Origin of the sequence: Streptomyces sp. MS191 (assembly GCF_008042125.1) — a bacterium.
Lineage (GTDB): Bacteria > Actinomycetota > Actinomycetes > Streptomycetales > Streptomycetaceae > Streptomyces.
Map to the genome: position 1 here is coordinate 1677060 of NZ_RDBI01000040.1, position 19896 is coordinate 1696955.

The window sequence follows — 19896 nt, forward strand, 5'->3', positions numbered from 1 at the left end:
GTAGTACGTCGGCTCGTGCGTGGGGTGGTGGGTGGGCTGGTGGTGGCCCTGGACCTGGATCGTGCCGACGTCGCGGTGGCTGTGACCGTCGCAGGTCACGCTCACCCGATAGGTGCCGTCCTTCAGGTCCGACTTCACGGTGGTGTCGCCGAACAGCGGGTAGTCGCCGCCGTCGCGCCCGGTGAGTTCGGCGTCGGCGACGAACGCCAGGGACTTGGCGGCGCCGGTGGTGCCCTTGCAGCCCGTGACGCGGACGTCGACATCGGCACCCGGCCGGGCGGTGGACGGGGTGACGGTGATCTTCACGCCGTCATGGGCGTACGCGGCGCCGGCTGCGGGAGCCAGCACGAGTACGGCGGCCGCCCCTGCGGCACGGAGAGCAATGGGACCTGAACGCATCGTGACCTCCTGGTACTGGCAGGTTCACCCGGTTCCGGTCTTTTCGCATCCGCAGGGGCCCGGCACGCCTCCGAACAGGGGTTCCGGCCCGCGGGCCCACCCCCCGGCGGACGGATCAGACGCGGTCGACGATGTCCGCGATCGAGTCGACGATCTTGGAGGGCCGGAAGGGGTAGCGGTCCACCTCGGTCTGGGTCGTGAGACCGGTGAGCACCAGGAAGGTCTGCATGCCCGCTTCCAGACCGGCCAGGATGTCGGTGTCCATCCGGTCTCCGATCATGGCGCTGGATTCGGAGTGGGCGCCGATGGCGTTGAGTCCGGTGCGCATCATCAGCGGGTTCGGCTTGCCCGCGAAGTAAGGGGCCTTGCCGGTGGCCTTGGTGATGAGCGCCGCGACCGAGCCGGTCGCGGGGAGCGGGCCCTCCAGCGAGGGGCCGGTCTCGTCGGGGTTGGTGCAGATGAACCGGGCGCCGGCGTTGATCAGCCGGACGGCCTTGGTCATGGCCTCGAAGGAGTACGTCCGGGTCTCGCCGAGGACGACGTAGTCGGGGTCGTGGTCGGTCAGGACGTAACCGATGTCGTGCAGGGCGGTCGTCAGCCCCGCCTCGCCGATGACGTAGGCCGTGCCGCCCGGGCGCTGGTCGTCGAGGAACTGCGCCGTGGCGAGGGCGGAGGTCCAGATGTTCTCCACGGGCACGTCCAGGCCCATGCGGGCCAGCCGGGCGTGCAGGTCGCGCGCGGTGTAGATCGAGTTGTTCGTGAGGACCAGGAAGGGCTTCCCGGTCTCCCGCAGCTTCTTGATGAACGCGTCGGCGCCGGGGATCGGGACACCCTCGTGGATGAGGACGCCGTCCATGTCGGTCAGCCAGGATTCGATCGGCTTGCGCTCTGCCATGTGCGGGAAACTCCTGCCGTACGGAATGCGTGCGGTGCTGGGGACGCCGCGACAGCGCTGTGGCGACGTCCCCAGACTAGTCAGGATGTCCTGATCTTGACCCCGTCGATCACCCGGTACCAGGCGCCGGAAGCGGTGGAGCGGCAGCGGAATCCTGACCTGGGGAGGTCTGTAGGCACGCCCCGCTGCTGTTCTCAGTTGCCCGCCGGTGCCCGCAGCGGGAGACGCGCGCCACGGGACGTTGCCCGGGTGCACCGATGCCATCGATCCACGGTCCGGGGGCGGGTCCCTCAGCGGCGGGCGCGACGGCCGCGGCGGGCCACCAGCACCAGGACGGCGCCGACGAGGACGAGGGCGCCGGCCACGGGGGCCAGCAGGACGACGACGTCCCGGCCGGTCAGGGCGAGTTCACCCGGCGCGGTCGACGGCCGGATGGCGCCCCTGGACGGGGTGGCCGACGCCGGGGCGGGCACGGCGGTGCCGGGTTCCGCGCGGCTGGGCTCCGCGGCCGGTGCCGCGGGGTCGATGGTGAAGCGGTACGTCTCGGACTCGCCCACCCAGTCGCCGTCGTCGCCGCGGCGCTGCACGATCGCCGCGTTGGCGACGACCTCGTCGGGGGCGGTGTCGGCGCGGAAGGCGAGCCGGACCGGGACGGTGACCGTGCCGCCGGCGGGTACGGCGAAGCCGGGAAAGCCGGTGAGGACCCCGATGTTCTCGTGCTCCTCGGTCCCTTCGAACGGGACGGGCAGCCAGCGCCGGGCCGCCGCGTCGTAGAAGTCGAGCCGGATCTGGTCGGGTCGGAGCACCCGGTGGCGGTCGGCGAGGACGAGGACGGGGTGGATGCTGTCGCAGGCCTCCGTCGTGGTGTTGGTGAGATCGACGTTCCAGGTGGCCGGGGCACCGCCCGGGGCGTAGTCGGTGGGGCCGCCGTGGATCCGGGTGTCGACGGGGAACTCGGTGTCGGTGGCCTTGCCGCAGGTGGGCGGCTGGTCGCGCTGTTCGGCTTCGGGTCCCGGGCCGGAGTCGGCGCGGGGGCTGGGGCCGGGACCGGCGCCCGGCTCGGCCGCGGCGGGGAGAACGGCGAGCGCGAGGACGGCGGTTCCCGCCGTCGCAGCGGTCATGCCGAGGGCGAGGGCATTGCGCAGTCGCATGGGCGGGGTGCCTTTGCTGCTCGCGGGGCGGGCACGGCGGTGCCGGGTTCCGCGCGGCTGGGCTCCGCGGCCGGTGCCGCGGGGTCGATGGTGAAGCGGTACGTCTCGGACTCGCCCACCCAGTCGCCGTCGTCGCCGCGGCGCTGCACGATCGCCGCGTTGGCGACGACCTCGTCGGGGGCGGTGTCGGCGCGGAAGGCGAGCCGGACCGGGACGGTGACCGTGCCGCCGGCGGGTACGGCGAAGCCGGGAAAGCCGGTGAGGACCCCGATGTTCTCGTGCTCCTCGGTCCCTTCGGCGCGAGTTCCGCTGGTGGTGCGAGTCCCGCTCCCGCCAGCAGCTCCCGTACCTCCCGTGCCGCCGCCGACAGGACGGCCGGCGCGCCCGCGCCCAGGTCCAGGGCGGCGGTGCGGGTGACGACCGGCGTGCCGGCGAGGTCGACGAGGACGGAGGTCAGTTCGTCGCGGTCGAGGTGCAGCCCCACCGCGTACGCCGCCGACGGGACGAGCCGCAGCACCGTGCGGGGCTTGCCGCCGGTCGAGGCGCGCCGGCCCGCCTCGCGGGCCAGGCCCTCCGCCCGCAGCCGCGCCGTGATCTTGCTGACCGCCTGCGGGGTGAGCCCGGTCCGCTCCGCCAGCTCCAGCCGGCTGATCCCCGCCTCCCCCGCGCCACGCAGCAGATCGAGCACCAGCGCCGCGTTGTGGCTGCGCAGCGCCGGTAGGTTCGCTCCACCCAAGTCGTTCTTCACCTCGCCATTGTCTCCTGCGCTTGCACTTTGGCAACAGCGTTGCTTAAGTGGCGTCCATGACTGGCAGCACCGACCCCCGCACCCCCCTCCGCGTCGGACTCGTCGGCTACGGCCTCGCGGGCTCCGTCTTCCACGCCCCGCTGATCGCCGCCACCGAGGGCCTGGTCCTCGACACGGTCGCCACCGGCAACGCCGAGCGCCGGGAGCAGGCCCGCGCCGCGCACCCCGGCGTCCGGTTCGCCGACTCCCCCGACGACCTGCTGGCCCGGGCCGAGGAGCTCGACCTGGTCGTCGTCGCCTCCCCGAACAAGACCCACGTCCCGGTCGCCACCGCCGCCCTCGAAGCCGGCCTGCCCGTCGTCGTCGACAAGCCGGTGGCCGGGACCGCCGCGGAGGCACGCGCGCTCGCCGCACTCGCCGAGGAGCGCGGCCTGCTGCTGTCTGTCTTCCAGAACCGTCGCTGGGACAACGACTTCCGCACCCTCCGCGCGCTCCTCGCGGACAACACCCTCGGCCGGGTCCAGCGGTTCGAGTCCCGCTTCGAGCGCTGGCGGCCCCAGCTCAAGGGCGGCTGGCGCGAGTCCGGATCGCCGGAGGAGATCGGCGGCCTGCTCTACGACCTCGGCAGCCACGTCGTCGACCAGGCCCTGGTCCTCTTCGGACCGGCCGTGCGCGTGTACGCCGAGTCGGACGCCCGCCGCCCCGGCGCCGAGACCGACGACGACACCTTCCTCGCGATCACCCACGCGAACGGGGTCCGCTCCCACCTGTACATGAGCGCCACGACCGCCCAGCTCGGTCCGCGCTTCCGGGTGCTGGGCGAGAGCGCCGGCTACGTGAAGTACGGCCTGGACCCGCAGGAGGCGGCCCTGCGCGAGGGGCTGCGTCCGGTCCCGGGCGCGCCCTGGGGTGTGGAGCCGGAGTCGATGTGGGGCACGGTCGGCGCCGGGGAGTCCCCGCTGACGGGCGGCGGCACCCCGGTCGAGACCCTGCCGGGCGACTACCCGGCGTACTACGCGGCCATCGCCGCCGCGCTGCGCGGCACGGGCGACAACCCGGTCACCGCGCACGAGGCCGCCGCGGCCCTCGACGTCCTGGAGGCGGCGAAGCGGTCCGCCCGCGAGGGCGTCACCGTGGAGGTCGGCGCATGAGCGAGGTCGCCGAGCTGGAGGCGCTGGAGGCCGGCCTGACCCTGTCCCGTTTCACGTACGAGGACGCCTGGGCGCTCGGCACGCTGCTGGTCGAGCTGGCCCGCGAACGGCGCGCGCCGGTGGCGATCGACATCAGGCGCGGCCCGCAGCAGCTGTTCCACTGCGCGCTGCCCGGGTCGAGCGCGGACAACGACGCCTGGATCGACCGGAAGCGGCGGGTCGTCGAGCGGTACGGCGAGAGCTCGTACCTCGTCGGCGCCCGGTTCCGCGCCAAGGGCACCACGTTCGAGCAGTCCTCGCGCCTGGACCCCGACCGGTACGCCGCCCACGGCGGTTCGTGCCCGGTCGTGGTCGAGGGCGCGGGGGTGATCGGCTCGGTCACCGTCTCGGGCCTGCCGCAGGCGGAGGACCACGCGCTCGTGGTCGAGGCGCTGGGGCGGCTCAGGGCCTCGGCCGGCGGCGCCGCCGCGAAGTGAGCGCGGACACCCCGGCGGGCAGCCGCCGCGAAGTGAGCGCGGACACCCCGGCGCGCATGGGGTGCCCGGACCGCGCGTGAGCCCCCCGGCTCACGCGCGGGCGCGTCCGCGCCGCGTCCGTCCGGGCGTCCGGTCAGGCGTCCTTGAGTTCCTGACGCTGGCGGCCGAGGCCGTCGATCTCCAGCTCCACCACGTCGCCGGCCCGCAGGTACGGCTTGGGTTCGGGCTGCCCCATCGCGACGCCCGCCGGGGTGCCGGTGTTGATGACGTCTCCCGGGTGGAGGGTCATGAACTGGCTGACGTAGCGGACGACCTCCGCGACCGGGAAGATCTGGTCGGCGGTGCTCCCGTCCTGCTTCAGCTCGCCGTTGACCCAGAGCCTGAGGCCGAGCGCCTGGGGGTCGGGCACCTCGTCGGCGGTCACCAGCCAGGGGCCGAGCGGGTTGAAGGTCTCGCAGTTCTTGCCCTTGTCCCAGGTGCCGCCGCGCTCGATCTGGAACTCGCGCTCGGAGACGTCGTGGGCGACGGCGTAGCCGGCGACGTGGGCCAGCGCCTGCTCGGCGGACTCCAGGTAGCGGGCGGTGCGGCCGATGACGATCGCCAGCTCCACCTCCCAGTCGGTCTTCGTGCTGCGGCGCGGTACGAGCACGGTGTCGTCCGGGCCGACGACGGTGTCGGCGGCCTTGAGGAAGACGACCGGTTCCGCGGGGGTCGCCGCGCCGGTCTCGGCGGCGTGGTCGTGGTAGTTCAGCCCGATGCACACGACCTTTCCGATCCGGCCGACCGGCGGGCCGACGCGCAGCCCGGTCGCGTCGAGCGCGGGCAGCACCCCGGCGCCGGCCGCGGCGCGGATCCGGTCGAGGGCCGCCCCGTCGGCGAGCACTCCCCCGTCGATGTCGCCGACCAGCGCGGACAGGTCGCGCAGCGTCCCGTCCTGGTCGAGCAGGGCGGGACGCTCGGCGCCTGCCGGGCCGACACGCAGCAGTTTCATGGTCTTCTCCCTGTGGTCGAGGTGGGCCCGGAGCGGGCCCGTCTTAGCCCCGGCCGATGGAGTGCGGCCATCGGAGGATTGGTCGATCCTCCAAGAGTTCCGACCACTCCGCAATACCCCGTTCACAACCTGGACCCTTACGCGGCGGTAGCGAGCGCCCCCGCAGCCGGCATGTCGCGGTAGAGGAAGGCCCGCTCGACCGCGGTCCAAGTGGTGCTGGTGACGATGTAGAGGGCCGCGGCGAGCGGCATGACGGCCACCGAGATCAGGGTGAAGAAGGAGAACAGCGGCATCACCTTGGACATGGCCGCCATGGCGCCGGCGCCGGGTGCCTGCGAGTCGACGACCGGCGGCGCGGCCGCCATCTGGCGCTTCGTGCGGCGGAAGGTGAAGGTGGCCACGGCCGCGACGATCGCGAACAGGACGAGGTAGACCCGGCCGGCCGGGCCGAGGACGCCGCCGTGGGAGAGGGCGTCGACCCAGTGGTCGCCGAGCGGGGCCGCGAACAGGGTGTGCCCGGTCATCCGGCCGCTGGAGAAGAGGTGGTACATCAGGAAGAACGCCGGCATCTGGAGCAGGCTGGGCAGGCAGCCGGCGAGCGGCGAGACCTTCTCCTCGGCGTGCAGCTCCATCATCGCCTTCTGGAGGCGCTCGGGGTTCTTGGCGTGCTTCTTGCGGAGTTCGGCGAGCTGCGGGGCGAGCCGGGTGCGGGCCTTCTGGCCGCGGGCGGCAGCCCGGGACAGAGGGTGGATCGCGAGTCGTACGAGTGCGGTGAAGAGCACGATCGCGGCGGCGGTCGCCGCGGTGGAGAAGAGCGGCTGGAGCAGGTCGGCGAGCTGCTCGACCAGGGTGGCGAAAACGGACATGGGAGCCCTCCGGGGGTCTCTCGTCGTGCCGGGACGTGGAGCGTGGTCGGCAGGACGGAACCGCGCGGTACTCGGGCGTGCGGGTACCTCTACGCGGCCGTCGGGAGGGGACGGCCGGGTGCCCGGGGCCTGCGGCGACCCGAGGCGTCGGGATCGCGTTGGGGCAGGAAGGCGGTGCGTTGCTCGCGGTCGCGCAGGGCGGTGCGGACCCGGGTGGGCGGCACGGCGGGCGCGACGGAGGCGCCGATGAGGGCGCAGACGACGGTGGTCGCGGCGAGGGCGACGGCGGCGGAGACGCCGGCGCCGTCGGAGAGGAGCAGGTCGGCGAGGGCGAGCAGGAAGAAGAGCGGGGCGATGACACGCAGGAACACGTCTCGGATCACCACCGTCTCCTCTCGGTTCGTCCGTCGGCGCTCGCGGCCTGGGGCCGGGGCTTCTCGGGGCTTCTCAGGACCTCCGGGATTCCGGCGGCCTCCCAGCCGTTATACACGATGGGTTTCGCGAGGGACGAGCAGCCGACGGGGGCGCGACGGCGCGCGGCTGTGGCAGCGGGAGCCGGCACCGCCCCCCTCGTCCCGGCGGCGGCCCGGCTCCCGGGCGCCGTGGTCATGCTCGCGGTGGCCCGGGCAGCGCGGCGTCGGTGAACTCCTCGCGACCGAGGACGTCCTCGTCGGGCCGCTCGTCACGGTCGGCCGGCCCCAGCAGGGTGACGGCGACCGTCACGGCGAGGTTGGCGACGAGGGCGACCAGACCGGCGTTCACCCCCCACACGGGGTCGTTCCCGCCGAACACGAGCACGCAGACGACGCTCACCCCCACCACGAGACCGCTCACCCCCGCCACCAGGGTCAACCTGCGCCACAGAAGCCCCAGCAACACCAGCGGCAGGAGCTGGGCCATCCCCTCGTAGGAGATGAGGGAGAGCCGGACGAGCGTGTTCGGGGCGGTGTACGTCATCACCAGCGCGAGCCCCCCGGCCACCACGACCACGAGCTGCGAGAGCCCCTTCTCGCGCCCCCTCGCCCCAGGGAGCAGGGAGAGCACGCTGCGCCCCCACATCGTCCCGATGACCAGCATGAACACCGCCATCGGAACGATGGACGAGAGCGCGGCGGCGACCCCGACGATCCCGACCGCCCAGGCGGGCAGGGCGTCCACGACCAGCTCGAAGAGCGCGAGGTTCGACTCGGCGCCGACCAGGCCGGGCACGACGAAGAGGGCCGCCATGCCGAGCAGCATGGGGACGAACAGCAGGACGTTGTAGGCCGGCAGCCACACGGCGTTGCGGCGCAGGGTGTCGGCGTCCCGGGCGCCCAGGTAGCCGGCCACCGTGGTCGGGAAGATGACGACCGTGAGGCTGTTGAGCACGGTGGTGGAGGCGAACCAGCCGACCCCGTACCCGCTCCGCTCGCCGCCGTGGCCCGGCAGCGCCAGCCACTCCCGGCGCTCCTCGACGAGCCGGGTGAAGAACCCCCCGAAGCCGTCGAAGTAGTGCAGCGGGACGTACACAACGAGGAAGCCCAGGGTGAGGATCACCAGGGCGTCCTTGAGGACGGACACCCAGGCGCTGCCGCGCAGCCCGCTGACCACGACGAAGCCGGTGGTGACGGCGAAGGCCAGCGCGTAGGCCGCGTTCAGCGGGACGGTCCCGTACGAGACGGTCGAGACGACCACGCCCATGCCGGTGATCTGGAGCTGGATGTACGGAAGCAGGAAGACCGTCGCCAGGACGGCGACGGCCGCGCCCAGCCAGGGCCGCCGGTAGCGGTGGGCGACCGTGTCGGTGAGGGCGACGAGGCCGTGCTTGCGGGCGTAGCCCCAGAGCATCGGGCCGACGACGTACCCGACGGCGTAGCCGCAGGACATGTAGGCGACGACGTACAGCACCGGGGCGCCGTAGTCGTAGCCCCAGSCCGCGGCGCCGAGGTAGCTGAAGCTGGTGTAGCCCTCGCCGGCCATGAGGACCCAGATGAAGACCGGGCCGAGGGAGCGCCCGCCCACCGACCACTCGGTGAGGCCGCCCGCGCCGCTCCCGCGGCGCACGGAGAGCAGCCCGAGGACGACGGTCATAGCCATGAAGAACCCGAGGACCGAGGTGGCGACGACGGCGTTCACCGCGCCCGGCCCCCTCGCCCGTCCCCTTCCTCTTCCCCGTGGACGGCCGCGCCCGCGCGCCGGGCCCGGTCCCCGCGCCAGGCCAGTCCGACGGCGACGGGCGTGAGGACGGTCGCGCCCAGCAGCCAGAGCGGCAGCAGCGGCACCCGGTTCACCAGCGGCAGTGCGAGTACGAAGAACACGTACGGGAGGAGGAGCCACAGCAGCTGGGGCCTGCGTCTGATCACTCCGACGACACTAGCCTCGCCCACACGACGAGCCGGTACGCCGAGCTGAACTCCGGTGTGCAGGTCGTGAGCGTCAGGTAGGAGCCCGGCGCGGAGTAGCCGTACGACGGCCTGACCAGCGAACGCGGCACGGGCGCGATGACCCCGGTGTCCCGCGGCGCGGTGCGCGGCAGCACCTGGTCGACCCGGTAGGTGTACGTGGCGGTGCGGGTCCGCACCGTGATCTCGTCACCCCGCTCCAGCCGGTTGACGTACCGGAACGGCTCGCCGTGGGTGTTGCGGTGCCCGGCGAGCGCGAAGTTGCCGGGACGGCCGGGGGCCGCCGTACGCGGGTAGTGGCCGACGTACCCCTTGTCGAGAACCCTCTTCTTGTCGACGCCCTGGGCGACCGGGGCGCTGAGACCGATGCGGGGGATGCGGAGCACGGCGTACGCGGAGGAGGCGGCCGGAGCGGCCGCCGGGGGCGCGGCGGAGGCGTCCGGCACCGCGGCGGGGGCGTCCGGCCCGACCGTCGGCGGGGGTCCGGCGGGCGACGGCACGGCGGACTGTGGCCCTGCCCACTCCCGCTCCAGGAGCCGCACCCGCTCACCGGCCTCGGCGCGGGCCTCCCGGTTGGTCCACCACAGCTGGTGCACGACCAGCAGCAACAGGACGACACCGCAGGTGACGACGGCTTCGGCGCAGACCCACAGGGCGCGGGCGGGCACGCTCCGCACCCCGCGCGCCTGGACGACGACCGGCACCCTGTCCCGCACGCCGGGCACGATAAGCGCTCAGGCACCAACTCTCCAGGGCCGTACAGCAGTACGGTGTTCGTCATGCGCCCCGACACGTCTGCCGACCACGCCACCGAAGCCGAGCGTCTGCTGCGCACCGCCGGCCAGTACCCCGAGGACCGGGAGCCGCTGCTGCTCCGCGCGGCGGCCCACCTGGAACTGGCGGGCGACCGCGGGCAGGCGACCAGCCTGTACGACTCGCTCCTGTCGTCGGCCCCGCAGGACGCGCACCTCATCCGCGCCCTGAAGGCGGCCAACCTGTGGGAGTACGGCCACGAGGCGGAGGCGCGCGCGATCATCGACGGCGTCCGGGCCGCGGCGCCGCCGGACGCCTCCCCGTGGGAGATCGTCGCCGAGACGCTGGAGGCCCACGACGAGCTGGAGGAGTCGGAGGCGACCTTCACCCAGGCGGCCCGGCTGCTGGCCCCGGCGGACGCGGCGGGCGACACCCTCCCGTACGCCACCCAGTCGCTGCTGCTGTCCCGCCACCGGGTGCGCCGGATGCTGGCGCTGCCGCACGACGACTGGGACACCCTGGCGGACACCCTGCACACGGCGGACGTGGCCCTGGACGAACTCCACGACCCGAAGCGCCTGTGGTCGCTCGGCTCCTCCGACCCGGCCGAACTCCAGGCCGAGATCGCCCGCCTCCGCAGCGAACTGGGCTCCTACCGGACGGCGTTGTCCCGCCCGTTCCCGGTGGCCGTGCTGCACTGGCCGGAGGCGGAGCTCGACGAACTCCTGGCGGCCTACCCGGAGCTGGAGGCCGAGTACCCCACGTACCGCGCCCACCTGACGGACATCGAGGCGTCCCTGCGCGAACTCGCCGCGGCGGGCACCCCGAACCTCGGCATCGTCCCGGCGACGGTCCCCTCGTACGAGGCCTTCGCCGCCTCGGAGGCCTCCTCCCCGGCGAACGCGGACCTGCTCCCCCAGTACGCCACGACACTCGCGGCCCGCGGCCGCGCCACGGCCTGGCCCCCGCCCGGCGGCGCGGCCTGCTGGTGCGGCTCGGGGCGCGGGTACGGGGAGTGCCACGGGGGCGAGGAGGACTGACGGCGGGGGGCGGACCGACGTCAGCGCCCTATCCCTAGCACCTGGTATCACTGGGGCTCGGAACGGGGAGGGAACGACGTTGACGACTCCGGCAAACGCTCATGGGCCTGTCTCGGGACTCTACGAGCAGCTCATCACCTTGCGTCTGGAGAATCAGCTCCAAGGTCTGCAAGCGCGGGGGTGGCGTGCAATCGACGGTCTCGTAGGGGCCGATTCCGCACCGCACGTCATCGCCCGCCATATAGCGGACACGACCCGGCGCATCCTGGAGCGTCTCCCAGCAGCCGAACGCGTACACGCGGCCAACCACATACTCGAATCGATGAACAGCATCGAGGGCGCCCGCGAGTGGGTCGACCTCGTGTCCGACGGCCCTCGCCAGCTTCTCGCCATTGCCGAGCAGGAGGCAGAGGGCGTCTACAAGATCAGGCCGGCGACCCCGCTCGCCGAGACAGCGCTGATCACCAACGCGCCCGAGGACCCCAGTCTCGGCTTCGAACTACGTGCCGAGCTCGCCACAGCAGATCGAGTGGACCTCCTCTGCGCGTTCGTGAAGTGGCACGGCCTTCGTGTCATCGAGCAATCGCTCGAGGCGGCCTGCGCTCGGGGGGTTCCGGTCCGCGTCATCACCACGACGTACATCGGAGCGACCGAACGCAGGGCGCTGGACCGGCTCGTACAGAAGTTCAATGCCGAGGTGAGGGTCAACTACGAGTTGCGTTCGACCCGCCTGCACGCCAAGGCGTGGCTGTTCCGACGCAACAGCGGCTACGACACCGCCTACGTGGGCAGCTCCAATCTGTCGAAGGCAGCCCTCCTCGACGGGCTGGAGTGGAACGTCCGGCTCTCATCCGTCGCCTCACCGGACGTCCTCCGGAAGTTCGAAGCTACGTTCGACTCTTACTGGTGTGACGCCACCTTCGAGCGATACGACCCCGACCACGATGGCGCGCGCCTCGACGAAGCGCTCACATTGGCTGGTCGTGGTCCCAATAACTCCGCGAAACACTCCCTGACCTTGTCCGGACTCAACGTCCGCCCCTATCCCCATCAGCGCGACATGCTGGAGCGGCTGGAGGTAGAAAGGGAGGTCCACGACCGCCACCGGAACCTGCTTGTGGCCGCAACCGGCACGGGAAAGACCGTCATGGCTGCCCTCGACTACAAGCACCTGCGGCAGAAGCACGGTCGTGACCTGCGGTTGCTCTTCGTTGCCCATCGGCAGGAGATTCTCCGGCAATCCCTCCGTACGTACCAAGACGTCCTGGTTGATGCCAACTTCGGGGAGGAGCTGCACAGCAGCATCGCCCCGAAGGAGTGGACACACGTCTTCGCCAGCGTGCAGTCGCTCCATGCGCGCAAGCTTCAGCAGCTCAACCCCGAACACTTCGACGTCATCGTGATCGACGAGTTCCACCATGGCGTATCCCCCACCTACCGGAAGATCATCGAGCACTTTTCCCCTCTTGAGCTTCTCGGCCTGACGGCGACACCGGAGCGGATGGACGGCCGCAACGTGCAGGACGAGTTCTTCGAGGGCCGCATAGCTGCCGAGATGCGACTGTGGGAGGCCTTGGAGAATGACCTACTGAGCCCATTCCACTACTTCGGTATCACCGACAACACCGATATGAGCGGCCTCGCATGGAAGCGAGGGACGTACGACACCACCGCACTCAGCAACCTGCTCACCGGCAATGACGCCCGCGCTCGCCTCGTCGTCCAGGCGGTTATGGACAAGGTGGGTGATCCAAATTCGATGCGCGCGCTCGGCTTCTGCGTCTCCGTGGCTCACGCCCACTTCATGGCGGAGTTCTTCTGTCGTGCCGGCATCCAGGCCATGGCTCTCTCGGGCGAGTCACCCTGGGACATCCGGAGGAAAGCCCTCGCTGCCCTGAGCTCCGGAGAGCTCCAGGTGATCTTCTCCGTCGATCTATTCAACGAAGGCCTGGACATCCCTGACGTCGATACGCTCCTGCTGCTCCGACCGACCTCAAGCGCCACCGTCTTCATGCAGCAGCTGGGACGCGGCCTTCGCCGCAGCAACGGCAAGGCTGTGCTCACCATCCTGGACTTCATCGGCCAGCACCGCAAGGAATTCCGCTTCGAGGAGCAGTACCGCGCCCTGACCAACCTGACACGCAACCGTCTGCTCAGCAGCATCGAACAGGACTTCCCTCAGCTACCGTCTGGCTGCCACATCATCCTTGAGCCCAAGGCCAAGGATCTGATCATAAGCAACATTCGAAGCCAGATCAGTGTCAACGTGACGCAGTTGGCCCGCGAGGTCGGTCAGCTCGGCGAGCTGCGCCTGGACGCCTACCTCAAGGAAAGTGGGCGCGGACTCAAGGAGATATACCGCGGCGGTAACTCCTGGACCGGCCTGCTGCGTCGCTCGGGCCTGTTGCCCCAAGCCAGCCCCGAAGGCGAGGCCGCACTCCTCAAACGCGTCTCCGCTTTCCTTCACGTCGACGACCCCCAGCGGGTCACGGCCTACACACAACTCCTTGCAGATGACACCCCGATCTACGCCGACCTCTCGAACATCGAACGGGCCTATGCCCGCATGCTCTTCTTCACTCTGTGGCCCCTGGGCGGCGGATTCTCCCAGTACCAAGAGGCTCTGGACTCGCTGCGTCCTCTCAGCGCCTTCCGAGGCGAGCTCCGCCAGGTCCTGGCCTGCTCCCTTGACCGGGCCGACCACGTCCCTGTCCCTCTTGATGGCCCGCTCGCCGGTCTCCCTCTGACGATCCACGCCTCATACAGTCGAGAGGAAATTCTGCCGGCTCTTGGGCAATCAGCCATTGGTGGCTTTATGCCGGGACACTTCCGCGAAGGGGTCAAATGGTGCGAGGACATTGGGGCCGACGCACTGTTGATCACACTGGAGAAGGACGAGAAGGATTTTTCCCCGCAGACGCGTTACCGGGACTATGCACTGAACGATTCCCTCTTCCACTGGGAGTCCCAGAACCAAACCTCAGAGACATCCCCTACGGGAATCCGCTACCAAACCCACCGAGAGAAAGGCTCCCACGTCCTCCTCTTCGTCCGCCGCTACAAGAAGACGGACATAGGTGGCCCCCAGCCCTGGATGCTCCTAGGCCCGGCCGAGTATGTCGAGCACAAGGGCAGCAGGCCCATGGGGATCACATGGCAACTGCGCCACCAAATCCCTGCTGATGTGTGGACGTATTCAGCCGTCGCAGCGAACTAGCATCGCGCTGAGTTTGCTGCTCGACGCAGGCGAAGCAGGTGATCCCGTGACTGAGGGACAGTCGCGCCCACCTGCGCCACCCGCCCGCCGCGACGCCGGCCCGCGGGCGTAGCGTGGTCGGCACCAGTTCGAGCGGGTGAGGAAGAGGGACGACGTCATGGCGAGGATTCCTGCGGCGGTCGTGGCGGCGAGTGGGCTCGTCGGGGGTTACGCCGTCGCCCGGTTCACCGGGAAGCGGCCCCTCGGAGGCGTCGTCCTCGCCGGGGCCGGGGCCGTCGCCGCGCGGGAGTGGCGGCAGGTCGCCGGGGGCCGGACCGCGGCCGCGCTGACCGCCGCCTACGTCGCCGCCTTCGCCGGCTCCCATCCGCTCGCCAAGAAGCTCGGCGCCTGGCCCGCCGTGTTCACCGTGGCCGGGGCCGTCGCCGCCGCCTCCGCGGGCGCCACCCGCGGCCGGCGCTGACCGCCCACGGACCCCCGCAGGGCCTCCGGAAGCCGACCGCGGAACCTCTGTCTGCCGACCGCAAGGCCGCGCCCCTCGGCCGCCCCGCGACGCCTCCGGACGCCGCCCGCGGAAAAGACCGGGCGCCCGGCTGAACACCCCGGACCCTCCGCCCGTATTGAAGGGCACCTCCCCACAGTCGCCGGGCGGGTGAGCCGGAACTCACCCGCCCAGCGCGTGGCTCACCGTGTAGATCAGCAGACCCGCCAGCGCGCCGACCACCGTGCCGTTGATCCGGATGAACTGCAGGTCCCGGCCGATGTTCGCCTCGATCTTCCGGGAGGTCTGCGTCGCGTCCCAGCTGGCGACCGTGTCGCTGATCAGGGACGTGATCTCACCCCGGTACGTGGTGACCACATAGGCCGCCGCGTCCTCCGCCCAGCCCTCCACCTTCGCCTGGAGACGGCCGTCCGTCACCAGCCGGCCGCCCAGGGACATCAGCGAGGCCCGGGCCCGCAGCCGCAGCTGGCTCCGGTCGTCCTCGGCCGCCGCGATGATCAGACCGCGCACGGACGACCAGGCCGAGGCGATGACGTCCTGGATCTCCGGCCGGGCCAGCAGCTCCGACTTCAGGCGCTCCACCCGCGCCCGGGTGTCCGTGTCCGCCTGGAGGTCCGCGGCGAAGTCCCTCAGGAAGCGGTCGATCGCGGCCCGCGCCGGATGGCCCGGCATGTCCCGCATCTCCGTCACGAACCGGAGCAGCTCCTTGTAGACCCGCTCGCCCACCCGGCGGTCCACGAAACGCGGCGTCCAGCCCGGCGCCCCGCCCTGGACCGCGTCCATCACCGAGTCCGCGTGGAAGACCAGCCAGTCGTACGCCTTCGCGCACACCAGGTCCACCGCCCGGCGGTGCGAGCCGTCGGCGACGATCCGCTCCAGCGTCTTGCCGATGCCCGGCGCGATCTCCGCCGCCTCCGCCCGCCGGGTGATCGCCTCGCCGACGACCGCCTGTACGTCGGCGTCCCGCAGCACGGTCAGCGCGCCGCGCAGCGCCGTCGCCAGCTCCCGCGTCACCCGGTCCGCGTGGGCCGGCTCGGCCAGCCACGCGCCCAGCCGGCCGGCGACACCCAGACCGTGCAGCCGGCCGCGGACGACGTCCGCCGACAGGAAGTTCTCGCCCACGAACGACCCCAGAGAGGCGCCCAGCTGGTCCTTCTTCGTCGGGATGATCGCCGTGTGCGGGATCGGCAGACCCAGCGGACGCCGGAAGAGCGCCGTCACCGCGAACCAGTCGGCGAGCGCGCCCACCATGCCCGCCTCCGCCGCCGCGGCCACGTACCCGGCCCAGGCACCCCAGCCCTCGTTCTTCGCCCAGGTCGCCAGGACGTAGACGACGGCCACGAACAGCAGCAGCCCGGTCGCGAACGTCTTCATCCGGCGGACGCCGCGACTCTTCTCCGCGTCCGCCGCCGTGTACGCGAACGCCGCCAGCGGCCTCCGCGACACGGGTGCACCGCCCGGCCCGCCATCGCCGCCGGGAGAAGCGGGAGGTGCGGGCGGTCGACGGGATCACCTTCGGCGTGGAGCGCGGGGAGATGGTCGGCTACATCGGGCCGAACGGCGCCGGCAAGTCGACGACGATCAAGATGCTGACCGGGATCCTGACGCCGAGCGGGGGCCGGCTGCGGGTCGCCGGGATCGATCCGTCGCGGGAGCGGACCCGGCTGGCGCAGCGGATCGGGGTGGTGTTCGGGCACAGGTCCACCAGCGGATACGCCGCGGCCACCGCCGCCACGACCGGCGCCGCCGACGCCGAGGACGGGAACGCCAGGACCTGCCGCGGGCCCTCCGCGCGGACGAACCGAGCCCCCGCCACCTCGATCGGCGCCGACTCCCGCGCCAGGTCCACCACCAGCAGCCGCTCCCCCTCCCCCACCGCGTGCAGCCCGGCCAGCGTCCCGTCGTACATCAGCCGCCCGTGGTCGATCACCATCACCCGCTTGCACAGCTGCTCGATGTCCGTCAGGTCGTGGGTGGTCAGCAGGACCGTCGTCCCCCGCGAGGCGTTCAGCTCGCGCAGGAACTCCCGCACCCGCGCCTTCGACACCACGTCGAGGCCGATCGTCGGCTCGTCCAGGTACAGCACGTCCGGATCGTGCAGCAGGGCCGCCGCGATGTCGCCCCGCATCCGCTGCCCCAGCGACAGCTGCCGCACCGGCACGTCCAGCAGCTCGCCCAGCTCCAGCAACTCCACGCACCGCGCCAGGTTCGCGGCGAAACGGTCGTCCGGGATCCGGTACATCCGGTGCACCAGACGGTAGGAGTCCCGCAGCGGCAGATCCCACCACAACGTCGTCCGCTGCCCGAACACCACCCCGATCCGCTGCGCCAGCCGGGTCCGCTCCCGCGACGGATCGATCCCGGCGACCCGCAGCCGGCCCCCGCTCGGCGTCAGGATCCCGGTCAGCATCTTGATCGTCGTCGACTTGCCGGCGCCGTTCGGCCCGATGTAGCCGACCATCTCCCCGCGCTCCACGCCGAAGGTGATCCCGTCGACCGCCCGCACCTCCCGCTTCTCCCGGCGGACCAGGCCCGCCCGGCGCCGCACGGTGAAGACCTTCTCCACGTCCTCCAGCTCGATGAAGGCCATTCCTCAGCTCCCTGTCGATCGGTACGAACGAAGCCCCGCGCGCCACGCCAGGCCCGCGAGGGCGCAGCACACGGCCGCGACCACCGGCGACAGGAACGCCGCCCACCCGGGCACCCCCGCCGGAGCCGGCCGCCCCAGCACGTACAACGCCGGCAGCCAGTTCACGAACGCCAGCGGCACCACGTACACCACCCCCTTCACCAGGTCCTGCGCGAAGATCGTCGGCGGGTACTGCAGCAGCGTGTTCCCCCCGTACGTGAAGGAGTTGGTGACCTCCGCGGCGTCCTGCGCCAGGAAGAGCGCCGACGCCCCCACCACCATCACCGCCGAGAAGATCACCGTGCCGCACAGCACCATCGCGGGCACCAGCAGCACCTTCGCCGCCGTCCAGTCCACGTCCAGGACCACCAGCGACCAGACCAGCACCAGGGCCCCCTGCGCCACCCTGCCCAGCCGGCGCAGCGCGAACTTGTCCGCCGCGACCTGGGCGAGCACCGGCGCGGGACGCATCAGGAAGGTGTCGAGCGAGCCGTCGCGCACCCGCTTGCCCATGCGCTGCAGCGAGCCCATCGTCAGGTCCGCGAGACCGAAGGAGGTACCGGTCGTCCCGTACAGGAACGCGACCTCGCCGAACGAGAACCCGCCGAGCCCCTCCACCTCGCCGAACATCAGCAGGATGACGACGAAGTCGAAGAGCGTGACCGTGAAACTGCTGAACAGGGTCAGCGCGAACGAGGAACGGTACGTCGTCGTCGACCGGATCCACATCCCCGCGACCATCCGGTACGTCCGCCACGACTCGGCGAGGACCCCACCACGGGGCGGACACGCGACCGCACCGTCCTCGCGAGGAACCCCGCACCGGCCGCGGTCCCCGACCGGAAGCCCGGCCACCGCCCCGCCACGGCCCGGGAGCTCAGCCACCCTGCACCACCACCTTCCGCGTCGCGAGCCGCTGCGCCAGCCGCCCGGCCGCCAGCAGCACCACCGCCCAGCCCGCCTGGAAGCCGTACGCCCCCAGCAGCTCCGGGCCCTCGTACTTCTCCAGGTACACGTCCGCCGGGATCTGCAGCATCGACGCCCAGGGCAGCGTCCGGGCCAGCTCGCCCAGCGCCCCCGGGAACACGTTCAGCGGCAGCAGCATCCCGGAGAAGAACAGCCCGCCCAGCCACACCACCTGCACCACCCCCTGACCGTCCATCAGCCAGAAGGCGCTCATCGCGACCAGGTACCAGATCGCGAAGCTCACCACCGAGCCGAGCGCGACGGCCAGCACGAAGGCCGGCCAGGTCAGCGGACTCTCCGGCAGGGCGACGTCGAAGACGAGAGCGCCCACCACCATCGGAGCCACACCCCGGGCGAGCAGCTGGTAGGCCGCCCGGCCCGCGTTGGCCGAGAACCACCAGGCCTGGAGATCGGCCGGACGGTACAGGTCGACGGCGATGTCCCCGGTCCGGATCCGCTCGATCAGCTCCTCCTCGAACCCGCCGCCCATCAGCCCGCAGACCGTGATCAGTCCCTGGCCGATCCACACGTAGGCCAGCGCCTCGGCCATGTCGTACCCGCCCAGATGCGGCCGCTCGTCCCACAGCGCGATGTAGGTGTACGACAGGACGATCCCGAAGACGGTGTTGGTGAACACCCCCGCCGCCGTGGCCAAGCGATACGTGGCATAGCGCCGGAACCCACCCTGGGCGACCGTCAGATACAGCCGCAGCATGCCGCCTCCCTCCTGACGCCCCGTCGGCGACACCAAAGCGCACGACCCTAGCGACCCCACCCCGCCACCGCGAGTGGTTTTCGAGTCGTATTCCTGGCTTCTGTCACGTTGCGTGCAGTATGGGGAGGCCATCCCCTTCGTCCGGTACGGGAGCTCCCCACATGAGCGACGGCCAGCCACCGCGGCCCGGCTGGAAGCCAAAGGACCCCACGGTCCCCACCAGGCCCACCCACGCCACAGCGCAGGCCAAGGCCGCCACCAAGGCCCCGCCCCGCCGACCACCCCGGCGACGACGGGTCCTGCGGACCCTGCTCGGCACGTTCCTGCTCGGCACCCTGCTGCTGACCGGCGCCTTCCTCGCCGGATACCTCCTCGTCCACATCCCGCCCGCCAACTCCGCCGCGACCGCCCAGTCCAACGTCTACCTCTACCGCGACGGCACCCAGATCGCCCGCGACGGCGAGGTCAACCGCGAGAGCATCAAGCTGGACCAGGTCCCCCACAGCGTCCAGCACGCCGTACTCGCCGCCGAGGACCGCGACTTCTACTCCGAACGGGCGGTCGACCCCAAAGCCATGGTCCGCGCCGCCTGGAACACCCTCAACGGCAAGGGCAAACAGTCCGGCTCCACCCTGACCCAGCAGTACGTCAAGAACTACTACCTCGGCCAGGAGCAGACGGTCACCCGCAAGATCAAGGAGTTCTTCATCGCCATCAAGCTCAACCGCGAGAAGAGCAAGGACGAGATCTTCGAGGGATACCTCAACACCAGCTACTTCGGCCGCAACGCCTACGGCATCCAGGCCGCCGCCCGCGCCTACTACGGCAAGGACGCCCACGCCCTCGACACCGCCGAAGGCGCCTACCTCGCCTCACTCCTCAACGCCCCCAGCGCCTACGACATCGCCACGCACCCCGAGAACCGGCCCAAGGCCCTCGCACGCTGGAACTACGTCCTGGACGGCATGGTCAAGGAGAAGTGGCTGAGCCCCACCGCCCGCACCGCCGCCTCCTTCCCC

17 protein-coding genes and 4 pseudogenes are annotated in these 19896 nt (G+C 71.5%); 7 read left to right on the forward strand and 14 right to left on the reverse strand.

Features of this window, described 5'->3' with window-relative positions:
• The 4 genes and pseudogenes from EAO71_RS14655 to EAO71_RS14670 form a co-directional block, all read right to left on the reverse strand.
• Positions 1-399: pseudogene (locus tag EAO71_RS14655) on the reverse strand (hypothetical protein); the annotation flags it as partial.
• Between the two features lie 115 nt (positions 400-514).
• Positions 515-1294 (reverse strand): HAD-IIA family hydrolase, encoded by a 780-nt coding sequence (locus EAO71_RS14660; RefSeq protein ID WP_147978135.1) that lies wholly within the window; start codon positions 1292-1294, stop codon positions 515-517.
• 290 nt (positions 1295-1584) lie between these two features.
• On the reverse strand, positions 1585-2445 hold the full coding sequence (locus tag EAO71_RS14665; RefSeq protein WP_261992137.1) for a hypothetical protein: 861 nt from the start codon (positions 2443-2445) through the stop codon (positions 1585-1587).
• A 313-nt stretch (positions 2446-2758) separates the two neighbouring features.
• Positions 2759-3193 (reverse strand): annotated as a pseudogene (locus EAO71_RS14670) (MarR family transcriptional regulator); the annotation flags it as partial.
• 56 nt (positions 3194-3249) lie between these two features.
• On the opposite strand from EAO71_RS14670, the gene EAO71_RS14675 reads away from it, so the two are divergent.
• Together EAO71_RS14675 and EAO71_RS14680 are read left to right on the forward strand one after the other, a co-directional pair.
• The gene (locus tag EAO71_RS14675; RefSeq protein ID WP_147978136.1) at positions 3250-4344 is read left to right on the forward strand and encodes a Gfo/Idh/MocA family oxidoreductase; all 1095 of its coding nucleotides are present in this window, start codon (positions 3250-3252) and stop codon (positions 4342-4344) included.
• A complete protein-coding gene (locus EAO71_RS14680; RefSeq protein WP_147978137.1) occupies positions 4341-4820 on the forward strand; it encodes a heme-degrading domain-containing protein in 480 nt (159 codons plus the stop codon). The genes EAO71_RS14675 and EAO71_RS14680 overlap by 4 nt, the downstream gene beginning before the upstream one ends.
• Before the next feature lie 133 nt (positions 4821-4953).
• Here the strand turns inward: EAO71_RS14680 and EAO71_RS14685 are convergent, their stop codons facing one another.
• The 6 genes from EAO71_RS14685 to EAO71_RS14710 all read right to left on the reverse strand — a co-directional run bounded on the left by EAO71_RS14685 (position 4954) and on the right by EAO71_RS14710 (position 9774).
• On the reverse strand, positions 4954-5811 hold the full coding sequence (locus EAO71_RS14685) for a fumarylacetoacetate hydrolase family protein (RefSeq protein ID WP_147978138.1): 858 nt from the start codon (positions 5809-5811) through the stop codon (positions 4954-4956).
• A gap of 137 nt (positions 5812-5948) precedes the next feature.
• Entirely contained in the window at positions 5949-6677 is a 729-nt protein-coding gene (locus tag EAO71_RS14690) for a YidC/Oxa1 family membrane protein insertase (protein ID WP_147978139.1), read from the reverse strand.
• Between the two features lie 89 nt (positions 6678-6766).
• Positions 6767-7060, reverse strand: a complete 294-nt coding sequence (locus EAO71_RS14695) for a DUF6412 domain-containing protein (RefSeq protein WP_187282674.1) — start codon at positions 7058-7060, stop codon at positions 6767-6769.
• Positions 7061-7283: 223 nt separating this feature from the next.
• Positions 7284-8792, reverse strand: coding sequence for a sodium:solute symporter family protein (locus EAO71_RS14700; protein WP_147978141.1), 1509 nt, complete (start codon positions 8790-8792; stop codon positions 7284-7286).
• Entirely contained in the window at positions 8789-9019 is a 231-nt protein-coding gene (locus tag EAO71_RS14705) for a hypothetical protein (RefSeq protein ID WP_147978142.1), read from the reverse strand. The genes EAO71_RS14700 and EAO71_RS14705 overlap by 4 nt, the downstream gene beginning before the upstream one ends.
• On the reverse strand, positions 9016-9774 hold the full coding sequence (locus EAO71_RS14710) for a class E sortase (protein ID WP_147978143.1): 759 nt from the start codon (positions 9772-9774) through the stop codon (positions 9016-9018). The genes EAO71_RS14705 and EAO71_RS14710 overlap by 4 nt, the downstream gene beginning before the upstream one ends.
• Positions 9775-9837: 63 nt before the next feature.
• Between EAO71_RS14710 and EAO71_RS14715 the strand changes: the two genes are divergently transcribed.
• The 3 genes from EAO71_RS14715 to EAO71_RS14725 all read left to right on the forward strand — a co-directional run bounded on the left by EAO71_RS14715 (position 9838) and on the right by EAO71_RS14725 (position 14528).
• Entirely contained in the window at positions 9838-10851 is a 1014-nt protein-coding gene (locus tag EAO71_RS14715) for an SEC-C metal-binding domain-containing protein (RefSeq protein ID WP_147978144.1), read from the forward strand.
• Positions 10852-10930: 79 nt separating this feature from the next.
• A complete protein-coding gene (locus tag EAO71_RS14720; RefSeq protein ID WP_147978145.1) occupies positions 10931-14068 on the forward strand; it encodes a DUF3427 domain-containing protein in 3138 nt (1045 codons plus the stop codon).
• A gap of 157 nt (positions 14069-14225) precedes the next feature.
• Positions 14226-14528 carry a hypothetical protein gene (locus EAO71_RS14725; RefSeq protein WP_147978146.1) on the forward strand — a complete coding sequence of 101 codons (303 nt, stop codon included), beginning with the start codon at positions 14226-14228 and terminating at the stop codon, positions 14526-14528.
• A 201-nt stretch (positions 14529-14729) separates the two neighbouring features.
• Here the strand turns inward: EAO71_RS14725 and EAO71_RS14730 are convergent, their stop codons facing one another.
• Entirely contained in the window at positions 14730-16013 is a 1284-nt protein-coding gene (locus EAO71_RS14730; protein WP_261992138.1) for a DUF445 domain-containing protein, read from the reverse strand.
• Between the two features lie 89 nt (positions 16014-16102).
• Here EAO71_RS14730 and EAO71_RS40010 point away from each other — a divergent pair.
• Positions 16103-16207: pseudogene (locus EAO71_RS40010) on the forward strand (ATP-binding cassette domain-containing protein); the annotation flags it as partial.
• 56 nt (positions 16208-16263) lie between these two features.
• Here EAO71_RS40010 and EAO71_RS37700 read toward each other — a convergent pair.
• From EAO71_RS37700 to EAO71_RS14740, 3 genes and pseudogenes are all read right to left on the reverse strand, one after another.
• Positions 16264-17157: pseudogene (locus EAO71_RS37700) on the reverse strand (ABC transporter ATP-binding protein); the annotation flags it as partial.
• A 3-nt stretch (positions 17158-17160) separates the two neighbouring features.
• Complete coding sequence (locus EAO71_RS37705) at positions 17161-18081, reverse strand: ABC transporter permease (protein ID WP_410093972.1); 921 nt, start codon at positions 18079-18081, stop codon at positions 17161-17163.
• On the reverse strand, positions 18074-18874 hold the full coding sequence (locus EAO71_RS14740) for an ABC transporter permease (protein WP_187282741.1): 801 nt from the start codon (positions 18872-18874) through the stop codon (positions 18074-18076). The genes EAO71_RS37705 and EAO71_RS14740 overlap by 8 nt, the downstream gene beginning before the upstream one ends.
• A gap of 164 nt (positions 18875-19038) precedes the next feature.
• On the opposite strand from EAO71_RS14740, the gene EAO71_RS14745 reads away from it, so the two are divergent.
• Positions 19039-19896, forward strand: an 858-nt coding sequence (locus tag EAO71_RS14745; RefSeq protein ID WP_187282676.1) for a transglycosylase domain-containing protein, incomplete at its 3' end; no start/stop codon positions are given.

Coding starts and splice junctions, on each gene's coding strand:
- EAO71_RS14690 (WP_147978139.1), bottom strand. CDS start 6,677: ATGTCCGTTTTCGCCACCCTGGTCGAGCAGCTCGCCGACCTGCTCCAG.
- EAO71_RS14680 (WP_147978137.1), top strand. CDS start 4,341: ATGAGCGAGGTCGCCGAGCTGGAGGCGCTGGAGGCCGGCCTGACCCTG.
- EAO71_RS14725 (WP_147978146.1), top strand. CDS start 14,226: ATGGCGAGGATTCCTGCGGCGGTCGTGGCGGCGAGTGGGCTCGTCGGG.
- EAO71_RS14660 (WP_147978135.1), bottom strand. CDS start 1,294: ATGGCAGAGCGCAAGCCGATCGAATCCTGGCTGACCGACATGGACGGC.
- EAO71_RS14665 (WP_261992137.1), bottom strand. CDS start 2,445: ATGCGACTGCGCAATGCCCTCGCCCTCGGCATGACCGCTGCGACGGCG.
- EAO71_RS14715 (WP_147978144.1), top strand. CDS start 9,838: ATGCGCCCCGACACGTCTGCCGACCACGCCACCGAAGCCGAGCGTCTG.
- EAO71_RS14685 (WP_147978138.1), bottom strand. CDS start 5,811: ATGAAACTGCTGCGTGTCGGCCCGGCAGGCGCCGAGCGTCCCGCCCTG.
- EAO71_RS14675 (WP_147978136.1), top strand. CDS start 3,250: ATGACTGGCAGCACCGACCCCCGCACCCCCCTCCGCGTCGGACTCGTC.